Source organism: Neobacillus canaveralius, from assembly GCF_047237705.1.
GTDB classification, from domain to species: Bacteria; Bacillota; Bacilli; order Bacillales; family Cytobacillaceae; genus Neobacillus; species Neobacillus niacini_K.
The window spans coordinates 1-18,397 of sequence record NZ_JBDFLL010000002.1 but is presented as its reverse complement, the minus strand read 5'-3'; the positions used below and the strand labels follow the sequence as shown (position 1 = coordinate 18,397).

At 38.5% G+C, this 18,397-nt stretch carries 13 protein-coding genes and 2 riboswitches; of the genes, 12 read left to right on the top strand and 1 reads right to left on the bottom strand.

Features of this window, described 5'->3' with window-relative positions; all coding sequences use genetic code 11:
* Positions 1-3 precede the first annotated feature (3 nt).
* Positions 4-1,425, top strand: coding sequence for a 6-phospho-beta-glucosidase (locus tag ABC255_RS28340; protein ID WP_412998662.1), 1,422 nt, complete (start codon positions 4-6; stop codon positions 1,423-1,425).
* Positions 1,426-1,532: 107 nt separating this feature from the next.
* The gene (licT, locus tag ABC255_RS28335) at positions 1,533-2,363 is read left to right on the top strand and encodes a BglG family transcription antiterminator LicT (protein WP_412998661.1); all 831 of its coding nucleotides are present in this window, start codon (positions 1,533-1,535) and stop codon (positions 2,361-2,363) included.
* A gap of 70 nt (positions 2,364-2,433) precedes the next feature.
* On the opposite strand, the gene ABC255_RS28330 is transcribed toward licT, so the two are convergent.
* Positions 2,434-3,546 (bottom strand): UDP-N-acetylmuramoyl-tripeptide--D-alanyl-D-alanine ligase, encoded by a 1,113-nt coding sequence (locus ABC255_RS28330; protein ID WP_412998660.1) that lies wholly within the window; start codon positions 3,544-3,546, stop codon positions 2,434-2,436.
* Positions 3,547-3,746: 200 nt separating this feature from the next.
* Here ABC255_RS28330 and ABC255_RS28325 point away from each other — a divergent pair, with 200 nt between their 5' ends.
* The 10 genes from ABC255_RS28325 (at position 3,747) to ptsG (ending at position 18,132) form a co-directional block, all read left to right on the top strand.
* Positions 3,747-4,688 carry an AAA family ATPase gene (locus ABC255_RS28325; RefSeq protein WP_412998827.1) on the top strand — a complete coding sequence of 314 codons (942 nt, stop codon included), beginning with the start codon at positions 3,747-3,749 and terminating at the stop codon, positions 4,686-4,688.
* Entirely contained in the window at positions 4,689-5,906 is a 1,218-nt protein-coding gene (locus ABC255_RS28320; RefSeq protein ID WP_412998659.1) for a DUF58 domain-containing protein, read from the top strand.
* On the top strand, positions 5,903-8,104 hold the full coding sequence (locus ABC255_RS28315; RefSeq protein WP_412998658.1) for a transglutaminase TgpA family protein: 2,202 nt from the start codon (positions 5,903-5,905) through the stop codon (positions 8,102-8,104). Before ABC255_RS28320 ends, ABC255_RS28315 begins: the two co-directional genes overlap by 4 nt.
* Positions 8,105-8,147: 43 nt before the next feature.
* Positions 8,148-8,249, top strand: a riboswitch (purine riboswitch).
* 133 nt (positions 8,250-8,382) lie between these two features.
* The gene (gene guaA, locus ABC255_RS28310; RefSeq protein ID WP_412998826.1) at positions 8,383-9,903 is read left to right on the top strand and encodes a glutamine-hydrolyzing GMP synthase; all 1,521 of its coding nucleotides are present in this window, start codon (positions 8,383-8,385) and stop codon (positions 9,901-9,903) included.
* A 106-nt stretch (positions 9,904-10,009) separates the two neighbouring features.
* A riboswitch (purine riboswitch) is annotated at positions 10,010-10,111 on the top strand.
* Between the two features lie 101 nt (positions 10,112-10,212).
* A complete protein-coding gene (locus ABC255_RS28305; protein WP_335531408.1) occupies positions 10,213-11,538 on the top strand; it encodes an NCS2 family permease in 1,326 nt (441 codons plus the stop codon).
* A 136-nt stretch (positions 11,539-11,674) separates the two neighbouring features.
* A complete protein-coding gene (locus tag ABC255_RS28300; protein WP_412998657.1) occupies positions 11,675-12,643 on the top strand; it encodes an ABC transporter ATP-binding protein in 969 nt (322 codons plus the stop codon).
* A gap of 8 nt (positions 12,644-12,651) precedes the next feature.
* Positions 12,652-13,827 (top strand): ABC transporter permease, encoded by a 1,176-nt coding sequence (locus ABC255_RS28295; protein ID WP_412998656.1) that lies wholly within the window; start codon positions 12,652-12,654, stop codon positions 13,825-13,827.
* Positions 13,820-14,947, top strand: a complete 1,128-nt coding sequence (locus ABC255_RS28290) for an ABC transporter permease (RefSeq protein ID WP_412998655.1) — start codon at positions 13,820-13,822, stop codon at positions 14,945-14,947. The genes ABC255_RS28295 and ABC255_RS28290 overlap by 8 nt, the downstream gene beginning before the upstream one ends.
* Positions 14,948-15,035: 88 nt before the next feature.
* Complete coding sequence (gene glcT, locus ABC255_RS28285; protein ID WP_412998654.1) at positions 15,036-15,878, top strand: glucose PTS transporter transcription antiterminator GlcT; 843 nt, start codon at positions 15,036-15,038, stop codon at positions 15,876-15,878.
* Between the two features lie 184 nt (positions 15,879-16,062).
* Positions 16,063-18,132 (top strand): glucose-specific PTS transporter subunit IIBC, encoded by a 2,070-nt coding sequence (gene ptsG / locus ABC255_RS28280; RefSeq protein ID WP_412998653.1) that lies wholly within the window; start codon positions 16,063-16,065, stop codon positions 18,130-18,132.
* Positions 18,133-18,397: the final 265 nt, after the last annotated feature.

The window sequence follows — 18,397 nt, the reverse complement described above, 5'->3', positions numbered from 1 at the left end:
CATATGGCTTTTCCAAAAGGATTTTTATGGGGCGGCGCGATTGCGGCAAACCAGGCAGAAGGTGCTTATTTAGCAGATGGAAAGGGATTAACAACGGTTGATTTGTTACCAACAGGGAACAAACGCTGGGAGATTATGTTTGGGAATCTGCCTTCGTATGAACCACTAGAAGGTGAATTTTATCCTTCACATGAAGCAATCGACTTTTACCACACATACAAAGAAGATATTGCTCTTTTCGCTGAAATGGGCTTCAAAGCATTGCGTTTATCGATCTCTTGGGCAAGAATTTTCCCGAATGGAGATGACGCAGAGCCGAACGAAGCTGGACTTCAATTTTACGATAATGTTTTTGATGAACTCTTAAAATATGGTATCGAGCCCGTGGTAACGATTGCTCACTTTGATGTTCCGGTTAACTTAGTAAAGAATTATGGCAGCTGGAAAAATCGCAAATTGGTTAGCTTTTTTGAAACATATGCTACCACTCTTTTCAAGAGATATAAGGACAAAGTTAAGTACTGGATGACGTTTAACGAAATCAATATGCTTCTCCACTTGCCGTTTGTTGGAGCGGGCCTTGTTTTTGAAGAGGGAGAAGATAAAAAACAAGTGAAGTATCAAGCAGCACATCACCAATTGGTGGCAAGTGCATTAGCGGTGAAAGCTGGCCATGAAATCATTCCTGACGTGAAAATTGGCTGTATGCTGGCTGCGGGTCAAACTTATCCGTATTCATGTAACCCTGATGATGTTTTCGATGCAATGGAAAAGGACCGTGATTCCTTCTTCTTTATCGATGTGCAATCTCGTGGCCAATACCCAGGCTATGCAAAGAGATTTTTCAAGGACAACAACCTAACCATTGAAATGGAAGAGCAGGATGAAGAGTTACTAAAGAATCACACGGTGGATTATATTGGTTTTAGCTATTATGCAAGCCGCACAACAAGTACAGATCCAGAAATCAATAAGACCACTGCAGGTAATGTTTTCGGTTCAATTGAAAATCCGTACCTGGAAAAGTCCGAGTGGGGTTGGACGATTGACCCGAGGGGCTTCCGTATTACCGCGAACCAATTGTATGACCGCTACCAAAAGCCTCTGTTCGTTGTTGAAAATGGCTTAGGTGCAGTCGATGTTCCAACAGAAGATGGAACTGTTAACGACGATTACCGTATTGAATACTTAAGAAAGCACGTGGCAGAAATGTCTGAAGCGATTGAAGACGGCGTTGAAATTCTCGGGTATACAAGCTGGGGTCCAATTGATCTCGTAAGTGCATCAACTGGTGAGATGAAAAAGCGTTATGGCTACATTTTTGTGGACAAGGATAATGAAGGAAATGGGACACTCAAGCGTTCAAAGAAAAAGAGTTTTGAATGGTATAAGGATGTCATTGCAACAAATGGAGAGAATCTATAGTATAATGTAGGAAAGCTGTTATGGCTTTCCTTTCTTTTGAATATCCAGATTATTAACGATCACTATTCAAGTTATTAAAACCATATTTAACATATATAGGTGGTCAAATGAAAATAGCCAAAGTATACAATAATAACGTCATAAGTACGTTTAATGAAAAAAATGAAGAGTTAGTTGTCATGGGGAAAGGTCTTGCTTTTCAAAAAAAACCTGGAGATCTTGTGGACAAAGAAAAGATTGAAAAGATTTTTGCTTTGAAAAATGAAGATATCTCTGAGAAATTTAAGACCCTTTTATATGAAGTACCTGCAGAATATATGGAAATCACAGAGGAAATTATTAAAATTGCAAAAAGCAGGCTCGGGAGAATTCTTAACGATAGTATTTATATCTCTTTAACGGACCATATTCACTTTGCCGTTGATAGAAACCAAAAAGGCTATGACATAAAAAATGCTTTATTGTGGGAAATCAAAAGGTTTTATAAGGAAGAGTTTTCAATCGGTTTAGAGGCAATAAAATTGGTTAATGAAAAGATAGGTGTACTCTTACCGGAGGATGAAGCTGGTTTTATTGCGATGCACATCGTTAACTCAGGATTGAATGAGGAAATGCCAAATGTCGCTAATATTACTAGGGTAATGCAAGACATCTTAAACATTGTAAAATATCATTATAAAATAAATTTTGATGAGGAATCATTAAATTATTTTCGATTTGTGACGCATTTGAAATTTTTTGCCCAAAGGCTTTATAGTAAAAACTATATAGAGGACGATGACCCTTTTCTTTATGAGTCCTTTAAGCAAAAGCATAAAGAGGCTATTGAATGTACGGAAAAAATCAATGATTACATCGTAAATCAATTTGAACATAGTCTCACGAATAATGAAAAATTATATTTGGCTATCCATATTCAGAGAGTGGTACATCGCTAATTTTACGAAAAAAGGCCATTCATCAGTTCGTCAAACTGGTGGATGGCCTTTCTTCGCATTAGTGAATATATTATGTCTCGCCATATCTGGCTATTAAATAATTTACTACATCTTCCAACCTGGCCTTGCGGGCACCTTTCACCAAAATAGTAGTTCCTGGGGATAAATTAGTAAGGGCTTGAAATAGCATTTCTTTTTGTTCAAAATGAATAACTTTGTCTGGAGACATTCCTTGTTCCTGTGCTGCTTGTGAAATGAACATAGCAAGCTCACCAGTAGTATAAAGGTAATCTACTTTTTTCATGGCTGCATATGAGCCTACTTCCAAATGTGCTTCCTGTGTGATGACTCCTAGTCCTTTCATGTCTCCCAGGACAGCGATTTTTGTTCCATTCATGCCTACATTGGTCAGGACGTCAATTGCTGCTTTCATTGCATCTACATTTGCACTGAAGGTATCATCGATTATGGTGATATTATTTTTAAGTTTTTTAGTAGCCATCCGCATTACAGGCTTGTTGTACTGTTCCAAACCTCGAGAGATTTCCTCTGGCGTAAAGCCTAGCAGGTCACCAATAGCAATCGCAAACAGAGCGTTATATATGTTGTGAACACCATATATTGGAATATGAAAGGGGAAATGTGCTCCCTTTAGTTTTACACGAAAATTCATCCCGCCTTCTGAATACTCCATTCTTTCAGCACGGTAGTCTGCTTGTTTATTGATTCCGACTCTTATTAGGGTTCCAGGAAAGGAATCAATGAGCAAGTGCATAGAATTTTCGTCATCTGCGTTGAATAAGAAAATACCAGATTGGTCCATATGTTGAATAATTTCCGATTTGGCCGCCGCCAATTTTGTTACGTCGCCGCCAAAATTGCCTATATGAGCGGTGCCGATATTCGTAATCACGCCAATATTAGGTTTAATAAACCCGCAATGTTTTATAATGTGCCCGAAGTAAACAATACCAAATTCAACCACCACTGCCTGATGTGAATCTCTGAGCCTCTTTGCGCTTTTTTCCGTATTGATAAATGCGTTATTTACATCTCTGGATTCGTATATGTTCCATCGTTGTCTTAAAATCGAAGCGATCATCGATTTTGTCGTCGTTTTCCCAGCACTCCTCGTAACCGCAATGGTTGGTCTTTGATTGCTAGGAAATAGTTTTTTGTCCATCTTTTTGCCCCCAACACTAGTCATGATGTTATTCAGCAATAATAGATTATGCAGCTCAAAGATTATCAGTGTGGGATTTTATTTAGTTTTTGAATATTGCATTTCTTTTTACAGGAATTTCCCAAAGAAAAATAGAATACAAGAGATATAGTGTTGTATAAAGCTAGAATTGAGGAGGATATTACGTGGCCCTTGAACATATGAACCCAATTATAGAAAAAATTCTATTAAACATTGAAAAGGTGATGATTGGAAAAAGGAATGTAGCTGAGCTCAGCCTTATTGCTTTATTAGCAGAAGGGCATGTACTGCTAGAGGATGTACCTGGTGTTGGGAAGACGATGATGGTCCGAGCTCTTGCCAAGTCTGTAAATGCTAACTTCCGCAGGATTCAGTTTACTCCTGACTTATTACCATCAGATGTAACGGGAATTTCGATTTATAACCCAAAGGAAATGGAATTTCAATTCCGGCCAGGACCATTGATGGGGAATATTATTCTTGCCGATGAGATTAACCGGACTTCACCAAAGACTCAGTCAGCTTTGCTTGAAGGAATGGAAGAGGCCAGTGTAACCATTGATGGTGTCACCCATCGACTGCAGAAGCCATTCTTTGTCATGGCGACACAAAATCCGATTGAGTACGAAGGGACTTATCCGCTGCCAGAAGCACAGCTGGACCGCTTTTTATTAAAAATGAAGATGGGTTACCCCGAAGTCGATGAAGAGATAGAAGTTCTAAATAGAGCTCAGAAAGTCCCGCCGATTGAAGACCTTTATCCTGTGGTTGATCTCGAAGGTCTACAATCACTGCAAAAAGAAATAAAAGAGGTTTATGTCGATCAAACGATTAAGCGCTATATTGTAGAAATCGTTAACCTGACGCGGAAATTCCACTCTGTCTACCTCGGCGCCAGTCCAAGGGGCTCCATTTCGTTAATGAAAGCTGCACAAGCCTATGCTTTTATGTATGGTCGTGACTATGTTATCCCTGATGATATCCAATATTTAGCACCATTTGTTTTATCTCATCGGATTATTTTAAAATCAGAAGCAAAGTTTGAGGGGTTGACAGCGGAAGAAATTGTAAATCGAGTGATTGCAAGAATTCCTGTTCCTGTCCAAAGGCTTGTGAAGTAAATGAAGAAATTATGGATTCCATTCAAAAAAGTATGGAAGTTTGTCGTCTTATTATTTTTGATTCTGCTTACCTTTTCATATGCAATGTTTCAAGGCGGTTTTGTAAGCTGGTTTTTATTTTATAGCTTCTTACCTTTTGCCCTTTATTGTATCGGCTTATCCTTTTATTCTTTGAATGAACTGAAAATAACTCGACAAATACCTAAAAATGATTACAACGCTGGTGAACCGTTGAAGGTAATTGTAACCGTAAAGAGAAAATCATTTTTTCCTATATTTTATCTGCTGATTGAAGATGATGTAGATGACAGCCTAAAGCATTCCCAGCAGAAAAAGAAGGCAAAGACACTAGTATTGCCGGGTTTTAAAAGGGAATTTTCCTATGAATATGTCATCGAAGAACTTCCGCGGGGCGAGCATAAATTCAAAGGTTTTATTGTGCGAACAGGTGATATTTTAGGCTTAGTCGAGAAAGTAAAATCGCAGACAAATGAAAGTAAAATCATTGTCTACCCAGCATATACAGAGTTATTGTACCGCTCCTTTGAAACCCATTATGATCAAGGAATGACTGCGTCAAGAGAACGGGTACAGCGTGATACCACATTGGCGATTGGTGTTCGGGATTACCAGCCCGGTGATCGGTTTTCATGGATTAACTGGAAGGCCTCTGCAAAACGAAATGAAATCATGACAAAGGAATTTGAACAGCGTCAATCCCACGATGTATTTGTTGTGATGGATTGCGCACCTGATCAACAGTTTGAAGCAATCGTTTCCTTTACAGCATCTTTATTACGTGCCGTTTTGAAAAAGGGTGCACAGATTGGGCTCTTGACCATTAGTCGAGAAAGGGCATCATTTCCTATAAGGGGCGGAGAAAATCAACTGCACCAGCTTTTCTATCATTTAGCAAAGATAGAAGCAAAGAGTCCTTCCTCGTTTGAAAAAGTGTTAGAGACCGAGGGGATGTTTGTTCAACAAACAGTATCCTTCTTACTAGTAAGTGCCCAATTAACAAAGCCTTTACTAGAGAAGGCTGGCTACCTAGGGCAAAGGAAAGGAAAGATTACTCTTTTTCTCATAAAAGGGGAAAAGGAAACTCCTACACAAGACGAAAGATCATTGATTGCGTTGGCAAACGCACGAAATATACGAGTAATAATGGTTCATGAAGGTCATTTTGCATCTGCCTTTTCGGAGGTGAATTTGCGATGAAAAGAGATTTTCAGTCATTTTTTTTATACATGTTTGGTTTTTTGCTTTTGTGGGAATGGCTTCGTCCTATCGAGCAATTAACAACTACAGATCATATTGAAATGTTTGTGATTTTTATCCTGTTATCCTTTACATTAGCTTTCTTGAGGATGAAGTGGATTTGGCAGACGATCATAAAATTTTGGTTTATCTTCTTCTCAGTAAATATGTTTCATTATGATGAAGGGTTCTTTCAATTCAGCTGGTTTACATTTTTTACTGATGATTTGACCACAAATTTCAGTAGGATTATTGCTCGCAATTGGTTAGGGTTGACCAATGAATTCAGGACATTTTTGTTGTTTATTCTTCTTTGGTTAATGGTGTACTTAGTTCACTACTGGCTTTTGAATCGGAAAAGAATTTTTATTTTCTTCTTTATGACGCTCATTTATATTACTGTATTAGATACATTCACACTTTATAGTGCAACAACAGCCATTGTCCGAACCGTCGTAGTTGGTTTTGCTGTTATGGGAATGTTAACCTATTACCGAATTCTTGCTAGGGAAAATGTATATGGTGATTCGGTTGCGGCACGAAAATGGTTGAGACCGTTAATTATAATGATTGCTTTTAGCGTTATAATTGGAATTATATCTCCAAAATTCGCACCCATATGGCCAGACCCTGTTCCATATCTTAAGGCTGCCGGCAATAAAGGCGGTGAGGATGGAGTTGGTAAAGGGATTGCTAAAGTAGGTTACGGCACAGATGATTCCCGTTTAGGTGGTCCTTTTATTGGGGATGACAGTATCGTGTTCCGCACAGAAGCAGTCGAAAAGAATTACTGGAAGGTAGAAACAAAGGACCATTACACAGGAAAAGGCTGGATTCCATCTGAATCAACTCCTTTGACAATTAGCGGGGATGATTTAATTCCTGTTTTCCCTATTCCTTCTGATGTAGAAACACGGGATGAGAATGCCTCCTTATTTATGTTCATGGACTATGACCACCTCATTTATCCGGCTGGTATCCAAAGGGTGCAATTTCAACGCAATTATCTTTTAGAAATCGATTCAACAAAGGAAAAAATCTCAATCTTAAACAGAATTAACTCGACCCCTATCGCGCCGGATTCTTATTCAATAGAGTATAAAGTTCCGAAATATCAAGCAACTGAGCTAAGAGAAACAACTGGGGCAGACCCTGAACAGATAGAGGCAGAATTTCTCGCACGCTATACGCAATTGCCTGATAATTTGCCTGATAGAGTTAGGGAGCTAGCTGTGAGTATTACGGAAAAAGAAACAAATTGGTTTGATAAAGCAAAAGCTGTGGAGCGTCATTTCGGCGGGTCTGGGTTCACTTATAGTCAGAGTGATGTAGCTGTTCCAGGAGAAAATGATGATTACGTCGATCAATTTTTATTTGAAACAAAAATAGGGTATTGTGATAATTTTTCGACCTCAATGGCGGTTTTACTTAGGTCACTAGGAATTCCTACACGGTGGGTTAAAGGTTATACTGGCGGGGAGTTTCTAGAATACAGTGAAGTCGAATCTTCGAAACAAATTTATGAAATCACCAATAATAATGCCCATTCCTGGGTTGAAGTTTATTTTCCTAACCAAGGATGGGTACCGTTTGAGCCAACAAAGGGCTTCACGAATAGTGTTTCGATCGATTTTACAAATGATGATGGAACAACTCCTGCTGTCGAAACAACTGCTCCGGCAGCACCAAATCAGCAGCAGGACCTGGAGGAAGATAGCGGCAGTTCCGAGAAGACTGAACAAACTTTTTCATTTAATGGTCTCTGGCTTAGCATTAACATATTCTTCAATAAAAATTGGAAATGGATTTTCATTTTAGCTGCGATAGTTGTTGGTGCAGTTGGTCTAATCTATAGGTTACGAGGAAAGTGGCTGCCGCGTTTATATTTGCTTCAGTTCCGATTAAGAAAAAAGGATGAAAATATAGGTAAAGCCTATCTAATCCTTCTAGATCAATTAGAGCGTTTCGGCTTAAAACGTAGTGAGAATCAAACATTGAGAAATTACGCCCGGTACATTGATACCTTCTTTGCGTCTAGAGAGATGTCAAAGCTGACGGATAGGTATGAGCAATATCTATACCATCAAAAACTTCCTGAGGGGAGCTGGAAGGATACACGGGAATTATGGGAAAATTTAATTAAAAAGACAATTGCTTGACCGATAAAACAACCTATTGTTACAATGAATTCTGACTTTTAATTAAATAGGTTTGTTTTTCCTTCATATATCCTCGAAAATAGGGTTCGAAAGTTTCTACCGGGTCACCGTAAATGGCCTGACTATGAAGGCAGAAAATTCGGTTATAGCTAATGTGAGAAAACTAGAGTTCTGCCTTCCTGGTTTATTTGGAGGGGGAATTTTAGTTTTTTTTTGTTATTAAAGTAAATACTAACCTTATTATTTTGGAAGAGGTGGCCGTGTTGACAAATACAGATATGATTGTGGTTTTAGACTTTGGAAGCCAGTATAACCAGTTAATTACACGCAGGATTCGTGAGTTCGGTGTATATAGTGAACTACATCCGCATACCATTACTGCTGAGGAAATTAGAAAAATGAATCCTAAGGGAATCATTTTTTCAGGCGGACCGAATAGTGTTTATGATGAGAACTCATTCCGCTGTGATGAAGAAATTTTTGAAATGGGTCTGCCTATCTTAGGGATTTGTTATGGAATGCAATTAATGACTGTTCATTTTGAAGGGAAAGTTGAAAAAGCGAAGAACCGTGAATACGGGAAGGCAGTGATGAACCTTCAAAATCAAACGAAGCTATTCAATGATATGCCACAGGAGCAAGTGGTTTGGATGAGCCATGGAGATTTAGTTGTTGAAGCACCAGCTGGATTTACAGTTGACGGAACAAACCCATCTTGCCCAATTTCGGCGATGAGTAATGAGGACCGAAAATTATACGCTGTTCAATTCCACCCGGAAGTTCGTCATTCCGTTTATGGCAATGAGCTGCTTAAGAATTTTGTTTTTAATGTGTGTGAGTGTAAAGGCGATTGGTCAATGGGTAATTTCATTGAAGTGGAAATGGCGAAAATCCGTGAGCTGGTTGGCGATAAGAAAGTACTTTGCGCACTCAGCGGCGGAGTAGATTCCTCTGTAGTTGCTGTACTTATTCATAAAGCGATTGGTGATCAACTAACTTGTATTTTTGTTGATCATGGTTTACTTCGCAAGAATGAAGCAGAAAGTGTTATGAAGACCTTTGCTGAAGGCTTCCATATGAATGTTATTAAAGTGGATGCGAAAGAACGTTTCTTATCTAAATTAGAAGGTGTATCAGATCCGGAGAAGAAGCGGAAAATTATTGGCAACGAGTTCATTTATGTTTTCGATGATGAAGCAACTAAGCTTGAAGGAATTGAGTTTTTAGCTCAAGGAACACTATATACTGATATTATCGAAAGTGGAACTGCTACTGCTCAAACAATTAAATCTCATCATAATGTTGGCGGATTACCTGAAGATATGCAATTTAAATTAATTGAACCATTGAATACCCTTTTTAAAGATGAGGTCCGTGCGCTTGGTACTGAGCTTGGAATTCCGGATGATATTGTTTGGAGGCAGCCATTCCCTGGACCAGGTCTTGGAATTCGTGTCCTGGGAGCGATTTCTGAAGATAAACTTGAAATTGTCCGTGAATCTGACTGGATCCTCCGTGAAGAAATTAAGAAGGCGGGACTTGATCGTGAAATATGGCAATACTTTACGGTACTTCCAGACATTCGTAGTGTAGGAGTTATGGGAGATGCCCGCACATACGATTATACAATTGGTATCCGCGCTGTTACGTCTATTGACGGAATGACGTCTGATTGGGCACGTATTCCATGGGATGTGCTCGAAGTTATTTCGACTCGGATTGTTAATGAAGTAGCACATGTTAACAGAGTGGTCTATGACATTACCAGCAAGCCGCCTGCAACCATTGAGTGGGAATAAATTTAAAATAATACTTCTAAAAGCGAACGTTTTTAAATATATTTTTAAAAACGTTCGCTTTTTATATTTACAAGTAGGAAGATCCTTGGTAATATAATGGGGAAGTAAATAATTTGTCGATTTAACTCGTATAATATTGGGAATATGGCCCAAAAGTTTCTACCGAGCCACCGTAAATGGCTTGACTACGAGGCAGTGTTTAAAACGAGGTTTTTCCTCTGTTATTTACACTTGCCCCAAGTCAAGCGTTCCGGTAGATATCGGAGCGTTTTTGTTTTTTTAAAAGAATATTGATAGGGGGAAGAGTAAATGCAAAAATATTTTATGTTTAAAGAATTAGGGACGAATTATCGTCGTGAGATTATAGGCGGCATAACAACCTTTTTGGCAATGGCCTATATATTAGTGGTTAACCCGCTAACATTGACACTATCAAGTGTACCGGACTTTCCAGATGCACTTCGAATGGATTATGGAGCGGTATTTGTAGCAACGGCCTTAGCTGCAGCAATCGGATCCATTGTGATGGGATTACTCGGTAAGTATCCACTGGCATTAGCGCCTGGTATGGGATTGAATGCATTCTTTGCTTATACAGTTGTATTAGGAAGCGGCGTTCCATGGCAGCATGCATTAGGTGCAGTATTCATTTCCGGTGTATTTTTCTTTTTATTAACGCTAACTGGTTTACGTGAGAAACTAATCAATGCGATTCCGATAGAGTTAAAGCATGCCGTTGGTGCAGGTATTGGTTTATATATTACGTTTATTGGATTACAGAGTGCAGGTATTGTAGTAAATAATGATGCAACACTGGTTGGATTAGGTGATTTAACAGCCGGACCAACATTACTAGCTATTTTCGGGATTGTTGTAACGGTAATTCTGATGACTAGAGGAATTAACGGAGCAGTATTTTTCGGAATGATTATTACTGTTATCGTAGGAATGATCTTTAACTTAATTGATACACCCGATAAAATCGTCGATACTGTTCCAAGTTTAGCACCTACATTTGGAGCTGCATTTTCTTCTTTTGGTGATAGTTCATTTTACACAATGGGAATGCTTGGAATTATCCTGACTTTACTGTTTGTTGATTTCTTTGATAATGCTGGAACACTGGTTGCGGTGGCAAATCAAGCCGGAATGATCAAAGACAATAAATTACCTCGTGCAGGAAGAGCGTTACTTGCTGACTCAGTAGCAACAACTGTCGGTGCGGTACTTGGTACTTCAACGACAACATCTTATATTGAATCATCTGCTGGAGTTGCAGCGGGTGCAAGAACAGGTTTTGCTTCACTCGTTACAGCAGCATTGTTTATTTTATCATTGTTCTTTTTCCCGTTATTATCAGTAGTTACAGCAGCAGTTACAGCACCAGCATTAATTATTGTTGGCGCCTTAATGGTTGGTTCATTAGGGAAAATTGAATGGACGAAATTTGAAGTGGCTGTACCAGCCTTCCTAACGATGATTGCCATGCCTCTGACATATAGCATTGCTACAGGTATTGCCATTGGGTTTATTTTTTACCCAATTACAATGATTGTTAAAGGGCGTACGAAAGAAATTCATCCAATCATGTACTTGTTCTTTGTTATTTTCATTCTATACTTCATATTTTTATAACCTGAGTCGAAGAGTCTGTGATGATCACAGGCTCTTTTTTTTAATACTGTGAATGAATTCACAAAATATTTTTATTTTTTGCAAAAAAAAGATAAAAATTTCCATTTTACTTCTGTATGATTAAGGGTGTAAGGAAATGAATGGAAAGGAAGTGTTGAAGGTGAACATACTAAACGTTCAGGAGCTGCGAAAAAGCTTTGGAAAGTTTGATGCCGTGAAGGGAGTGTCCTTTTCGGTAGAGAAAGGTGAGTCCTTTAGTTTGCTTGGTCCAAATGGTGCAGGAAAATCCACAACAATTAATATGCTTACCGGGTTATATCCTCCGACTTCAGGAAGTATTCAAGTAACAGGTGTAGATGTCATCAATAATCCAAAACTTGCACAGAAATCGATTGGGGTGGTGCCTCAGGAAATTGCTCTCTATGGTGCTTTATCAGCCAGAGAGAATTTAAAGTTTTGGGGAAGGATGTATGATTTATCTGGAAAAGCACTTGATAAAGCTGTTGATGAAGTCCTTGAAATCATTGGGCTGACAGATCGGGCAAAAGACAAAATTAATACCTTTTCAGGTGGAATGAAGCGAAGAGTAAATATTGGTGCTGCAATTTTACATAAACCAGAAGTATTGATCATGGATGAACCAACAGTAGGAATTGATCCACAGTCAAGAAATCATATTCTAAATACGGTAAAATCCTTAAATCAAAATGGAATGACGATTATCTACACAAGTCATTACATGGAAGAAGTGGAATACCTTTGTGAACGAATTGGGATTATGGATCACGGGGAGTTAATTGCCTGCGGCACCCTTCGCGAGTTGAGGGAGACCATCGGTGATCGGTCAAGAATAATTATCTCTATGGATAAAGGATTTTCAAAGGATATTGAGATTGGCAGTTTAATAAAAAATCTAGTTTTGAAAAAGGATGTCCTGATAAAAGACAATTTGCTTACCGTTTTTCATAAAGAACCACATTTGGTTTTAAGTGATTTGATCCAGTTGGTAACTAAAACCGGGACGAAGATTACATCGGTAGAAATTGTTGAACCCAACCTGGAAAGTGTCTTTTTGCATTTGACTGGAAGAAGTCTGAGAGATTAGGGGTGAAGATGATGACTTCCTGGTGGCTGGCTTGGAAAGATTTACTGCTGGTCGTTCGTGATAAGCAGGCGTTATTAACGTTAATAGCGATGCCTCTTCTTCTAATTGCCATTTTAGGGGCGGCATTTGGCGATATGATGGATGGGGATAAAGATGTAACGATTAAGAAATTCACATTGGGAATTGCTAATTTAGATCAAGGGCAGTTAGGTGGAGTTTTGTCAGAAAAGGTCTTTAAGCAGGAATTAGCTGATCAGATTGATGTTGAATTTTATCAAGAAGATGAAATGTATGAAAAAATTAAGAACCATAAACTTGATGTAGGAATCGTTATCGATGAGGATTTTACAGCTTCGTTGATGACAGGAGTACAGGCGAGTACAAAACTAATTACAGTTCCTGATCCCGGTATTAAGGCAACAATCGTATCAAGTGTAATTGAACAATTTGCTCAAACAATACCAATCGAAGCAATGGCAGCAAATGTGGCACTGCCTGTTAAAAGTGATGTGTCACTAGATGAGCCTAGTCAAGATCTCCTCAATGTAACATCTAGTGATGCGGACACAACTCCAGTGAGTTCGTTTCAGTACTATGCTGCGGCAATGGGTGTGATGTTCTTACTGATGACCGTTGTTCAGGGTGTTTCAACAATGATTCTCGAAAAAGAACAAGAGGTCTTTAAACGTTTGTTGATATCCAATTTAACCTACATAAACTACTTAACTGGAAAAATGATTGGTTTAATTGTCATTTCCTTCACGCAGGCTTTTGTCATTATCATTGGTACAAGGCTTCTTTTTGGCGTTAACTGGGGGGATTCAGTTTCAGGAGTAGTGATGATGACCTTTGCATATGTCATTAGTGCTTGTGGTTTGGGTGTGCTAGCCGGCTCCTTTATCAAAACGGAGAAGGCTTTTAATGCTGCTGGAATGTTAGGAACGCAGATATTCGCTGCTTTAGGCGGAAGCATGGCCCCGTTATATATTTTTCCAGATTGGTTCGTTTCCGTTTCAAAAATATTGCCGAATGGACTTGCGCTCCAAACCTATCTGGATTTAATGTCTGGTGCCACGTTTTTTGAAGTAATTCCTGCTGTACTGAGCTCGATTGGCTTAGGTATACTATTTTTTGCGATTGGCTTATTTCGCCTTTCAATCGAAAGGAGGAGGAAGTATGCGTAAGATTTGGGCAATAACTTGGCTGCATTTAAAAGAGCTTTTTAAATCACCGGGTGCTTTAGTTATGATGTTTATTTTACCTGGGTTATTTAGCTGGATCTTTGGTGGGATCGCCATCAAGTCGGAGCAAACAAAACCAATTGTAGATGTTGTTTTGAATAAAGAAGAACACAGCACTGAAATATTCAACCTATTGAAGAAGAATGAACATTTTAAGTGGAACATAGCAACAGCTAAGCAAGCAAAAGAAAATGTAGAAGAGCAGGATACAGTAGCAGCGGTTATCATCCCTTCAAACATCCAAGAAAGAATCATAAATAAACAATCGTTGTTTGATATCCTTTTGCGCAGTAGAACAGAAGATTATCTTGCTTTAGAGCCCCATTTGGAAGGGACAGCGAATTTAATTATTCGCGTCCTTAATATTGCGGAGACAACAGATTCATCCACGCTGCCAGATTTACTGGAAGCAGTCGCACGGGGTAAAGGTGTTATCATTGAAAAACAAACGATACAAAAGGACAATAACAACGCAGTGGAAATAAATTTAATGTTTGTAGGTTTTTCGATCATGTTTATGATGTTTGGGCTATCTGGTGCAGCGTCTACTATTTTGGATGAACGAACTGGGGGAACATGGTCACGGCTAATGGTAGCTCCGGCACATAGGCTGCAGATAAGTTTAGGTTATCTAATTGCTTACTTCTTAATGGGCTGGATTCAATTCGCTGTATTAATGGCTGCAATGAACATTATGTTTGACGCAAATTGGGGGAACTTAGCCTATTTGATTCCTTTTGCTTCATTGGTGATTTTATGTGTGGTTGGTTTTGGCCTTATGATTGCTGGAATTGTAAAAACAAAACAACAAGCAGGTGCAATTGGCGCTGTGTTAATCGTAAGCACGTGTATGCTTGGGGGTGTTTATTGGTCTATTGATCTAGTTCCAGAATTTATGCGAAAAATTTCTTTAGTCGTTCCTCAAAGCTGGGCAATGTCAGGATTTAAAGAAATCATCAGTGGCAGCCTTCATACCAGTACACTAATAAAGGACACACTTGCTTTGCTTGGATTTACTGCTGGTTTCTTTTTAATAGCGATAAGAGGAATCACGTATAAGTAATTGTGTCGAATATTGTCGTTGACTTCTTGATTTGACTCTTATAACATGAGAATACTAAGGTAATTCGGAAAAAATGGGGAGGAAGGCAATGCCAAAGCTATTAATTGATAAAGTATTAAATAATAATGTTTTGATTGCCGAACATCCTTCCTATGAAGAAGTTGTCTTAATCGGTAAAGGAATAGGCTTTAATCGGAAACAGGGAGATTTTATTGAAACAGATTCAGTAGAAAAATTATTTGTTCTTAAAAATGAAAAAGAACAACAAAATTATATTAAATTGCTTCCTTTTATTGATAATGATCTACTAGAAGTAATTATATCTGCTATTGGACTAATCAAACAAAGGACCCATACACAGTTAGATGAGCATATCCATGTTGCATTAACTGATCACTTAATGTTTGCAATCAATAGAGTATCTAAAGGTATGGAAATGAGTAATCCGTTCCTGGTAGAAACGAAAACGCTCTATCGGCATGAATATGAAATTGCTGCGGAGGTTGTTGAATTTATCAAAGAAAAAGCAGGGATTTCTCTGCCTGTAGGGGAGATAGGTTTTATTGCTATCCATATTCACAGTGCCATGACAAATAGAAACTTATCTGAAGTTAATCAACATTCACAGCTGGTCAGCAGGCTGGTAAAAATGGTGGAAGAGCAATTTGAAATTGATATTGATAAAGAGAGTATTGATTATATGAGGTTGGTGCGTCACCTGAGATTCACCATTGAGAGGGTAGTGAAAGGGGAAAAAGTAGAGGAACCAGAAAAAATAAATTCCCTATTGAAACAAGAATATCCTGTGTGCTATAATCTCTCATGGAAGCTCATTAAAGTGATGCAACAAACATTAAAAATGAAAGTATTCGATGCAGAAGCAGTGTACTTAACGATGCATTTGCAAAGAATACAGAAAAAATTTAAATAGTTATATTTTTTACGTGTTACTGATTCGATCAGGCATGAGTGAAAAGTATTGATTGAAACCATGGTTTTTGGGTAATCTATACCCGTAGCCTCATTTCAATTGAACTTTTACTCATGCCTTTTTTTGTGTTTTCACGGTAAATGAAAACGCTTAATGAGCTTATAAAAAATTGGAGGTATATATTATGTTTAAACAAGCTTTTGGTGTCTTGCAAAAAGTCGGTAAAGCACTAATGCTCCCTGTTGCGCTATTACCTGCTGCAGGTATTTTACTTGCTTTGGGGGCTGCACTTAGAAACCCAGCACTTATAGAGTTAGCTCCTTTCCTAGACAATAGCACAGTTGATATGATTGCTGCTGTTATGCAAAAAGCCGGGGATATCATCTTTGGTAACCTTCCGCTCCTATTTGCGGTTGGTGTGGCAGTTGGTTTAGCTGGGGGAGAGGGTACAGCCGGCCTAGCGGCAATTATTGGTTACCTAATCATGAATGTAACGATGGGTACAATCCTTGGGATTACAGCGGAAGATGTAAATGGTCTAAACTACGCAAATGTTTTAGGAATTCCGACACTGCAAACAGGAGTGTTTGGTGGGATAATCGTCGGTATACTAGCTTCTGCAATGTACAATAAGTTTTATGAAATCGAATTACCATCTTATTTAGGATTCTTTGCAGGGAAACGTTTTGTACCTATTATTACAGCAGCGTCTGCTCTTGTCTTGGGTTTATTGATGATTTTCATTTGGCCGCCAATTCAAAATGGACTAAATGCATTCTCACAAAACATGGTACATGCAAACTTAACAATTTCTGCTTTTATTTTCGGAGTAATTGAACGATCATTAATTCCGTTTGGTTTACACCATATTTTCTATTCACCATTTTGGTATGAATTCGGAGAATATACAACGAAAGCAGGAGAAGTGGTTCGTGGAGATCAACGTATCTTCATGGCACAAATTACAGACAATGTTAAAAATTTAACAGCTGGAACATTTATGACAGGGAAATTCCCATTCATGATGTTTGGTCTTCCAGCAGCAGCATTAGCGATTTATCATGAAGCGAAGCCTGAAAAGAAAGTTTTTGTCGGAGGGTTAATGGCATCTGCGGCCCTTACTTCATTCTTAACAGGTATTACAGAACCAATTGAATTCTCGTTTTTATTTGTAGCACCGATATTGTTTGGTATTCACGCAGTCTTTGCTGGTTTATCATTTATGGTTATGCACATGTTAGATGTAAAAATCGGGATGACTTTCTCCGGTGGTTTAATTGACTACATCTTGTTTGGATTAATTAACCCGCAAACAAATGCCTGGATTGTTATACCGGTAGGTCTTGTGTTTGCAGTTATATATTACTTTGGTTTCAGATTTGCGATCCGTACTTTTAATTTGAAGACTCCTGGACGTGAGTTAGAGGAAGAAGAAAATCAAGCGCCAACTGGTAAAGCAGGTTCTGGGGACTTGGCTTCTAACATTTTGGATGCAATGGGCGGTAAAGGAAACATAGCTCATTTAGATGCATGTATTACCCGTCTCCGTGTATCGGTTAATGACATTAAAGATGTTGATAAGGACCAATTAAAAAGACTTGGTGCAGCTGGTGTTCTAGAGGTAGGTAACAATATTCAAGCAATCTTTGGACCGCGCTCCGAAACCATTAAGGGACAAATGAAAGATATAATGGATGGTAAAAAACCTCGCACAACAGTAAAAGCACCTGAAAAAGGTGTAGAACAGCAAATCGAGGAAATTAATCCAGAAGCACTACAAACTGCGCGTAGTAATGAAGATGAAGGATTTATGGCTCCTTTAAAAGGCGAATTAAAACCAATTACAGAAGTGCCTGACCAAGTGTTTGCGGGTAAAATGATGGGAGATGGCTTTGCGATTGTCCCAGTAGAAGGTACAATTGTATCACCTGTAAGCGGGAAAATAGTTAACCTATTCCCAACTAAACATGCAATTGGAATCCTATCTGATACAGGCCGCGAAATCCTAATCCATGTTGGAATTGATACGGTGAACTTAAAGGGTCAAGGATTTGAAACCTTAGTATCTGAAAATGATATTGTTGACCAAGGTCAGCCATTACTAAAAGTTGATTTGGATTTCATTAAAGAACATGCTACATCAATCATTACGCCAGTTGTCTTCACTAACTTAGCTGAAGGTGAAAAGGTAGTGATTGAAAAGCCAGGTCAAGTTGATCTGAAACAAACAGGAATTATTAAAATCACGAAATAAGGTGAAGCCGGCTCTGAGTATCAGAGTCGGCTTTCTTCTATATATAGAAGCTGAATACGTAAAGTGAAATTAATTTCAATATACTGTTGACGTCGATTGCTAATGGTGTTATTATATTTTAGCAGTCGTTAATGACGAGTTAACAACACGCAGGTGTTAAAAACTTTATTTAAAAAAGTGTTGACGCGAAGTTAACGAAATGATATATTAATAGAGTTGCTTCTGAGCGAAGTTGTTCACGAAGTAAATGAAGAAATAATTGTTC